At 59.1% G+C, this 1,013-nt stretch carries 2 protein-coding genes and 2 rRNA genes; 2 read left to right on the top strand and 2 right to left on the bottom strand.

Annotated features, from left to right (window positions below; all coding sequences use genetic code 11):
* Window positions 1-253 (top strand): transposase domain-containing protein (locus GCT13_RS47885; RefSeq protein ID WP_152767065.1); only part of this gene is annotated, 253 nt, incomplete at its 5' end.
* Window positions 154-432, top strand: coding sequence for an integrase core domain-containing protein (locus GCT13_RS51580; RefSeq protein ID WP_407670982.1), 279 nt, complete (start codon window positions 154-156; stop codon window positions 430-432). The genes GCT13_RS47885 and GCT13_RS51580, both read left to right, overlap by 100 nt.
* Before the next feature lie 175 nt (window positions 433-607).
* Here GCT13_RS51580 and rrf read toward each other — a convergent pair.
* Both rrf and GCT13_RS47870 read right to left on the bottom strand, forming a co-directional pair.
* A 5S ribosomal RNA gene (gene rrf, locus GCT13_RS47875) occupies window positions 608-721 on the bottom strand.
* Between the two features lie 192 nt (window positions 722-913).
* A 23S ribosomal RNA gene (locus tag GCT13_RS47870) occupies window positions 914-1,013 on the bottom strand; the annotation flags it as partial.

Below are 1,013 nucleotides of genomic sequence, written 5' to 3'. Positions count from 1 at the left end.
TGTGCCGATCGACAACAATTGGCTGGAAAATCAGATTCGTCCATGGGCCCTGGGAAGGACGAACTGGCTCTTCGCGGGCTCTTTGCGTGCGGGGCAACGCGCAGCCGCAATCATGAGCCTGATTCGATCAGCGCAGCTCAACGGCCATGATCCATACGTCTACCTCAAAGACGTACTGAACCGCTTGCCCACGCATCGCGCCGACGATATCGCTCAGCTACTGCCTCATCGCTGGGCGCCGATCACCGCCTGATCGCCGGCGCGCACTCCCCGGGGTGTCATTGCCGGGCGCTTACGATTGAAGAATGGAGAAACGAGTACAACACCGAACGGCCTCACAGCTCGCTCGGATATCTGACGCCCAGGCAGTTCACACAGGCACATGAAGCGAAGCAGCTTTTAACCTCGGACTCTAACAGCGGTCCGGACTAATACCGGGAGCAGGTCAGTAGGCCACATCATCGGCCACGCGCGCGCGAAAATCAGCAACGGCCTCCGCAAGGCGCTTACGTTGCGCCAGCAGCGCCGGCCAGAGGAAGGTAAAACGCGACGCCGTAAACGCCACGACCCCGCCTGCTGAGGGGCGGGGTCGGGTCTGGGGTAAGGAGCCTGACGATTACCTACTTTCACACGGGCAATCCGCACTATCATCGGCGTGGAGTCGTTTCACGGTCCTGTTCGGGATGGGAAGGGGTGGGACCGACTCGCTATGGTCATCAGGCATGACGGGTTGCTGCGCCGCTGGTTTGAGCGCCGCAGCCAATCGGGAAGAAGCGTAAAGGGTGTGTTGGGGTTGTGTTGTTTGTACCGGCACAACACCGATCTCTCGACCGTCTGCGTGTCCTGCCCCCTTCGGGGGCGCGGTCCGGGTCATGCCGAAGCATTAACCATGACCGTAAAACACACCGGTTATAGGATCAAGCCTTACGGGCAATTAGTATCAGTTAGCTTAACGCATTACTGCGCTTCCACACCTGACCTATCAACGTCCTGGTCTTGAACGACCCTTCAAG

The sequence above is a fragment of the Paraburkholderia franconis genome (genome assembly GCF_009362735.1).
Classification (GTDB): Bacteria; Pseudomonadota; Gammaproteobacteria; order Burkholderiales; family Burkholderiaceae; genus Paraburkholderia; species Paraburkholderia franconis.
This window is presented reverse-complemented; position numbering and strand designations above follow the sequence as displayed.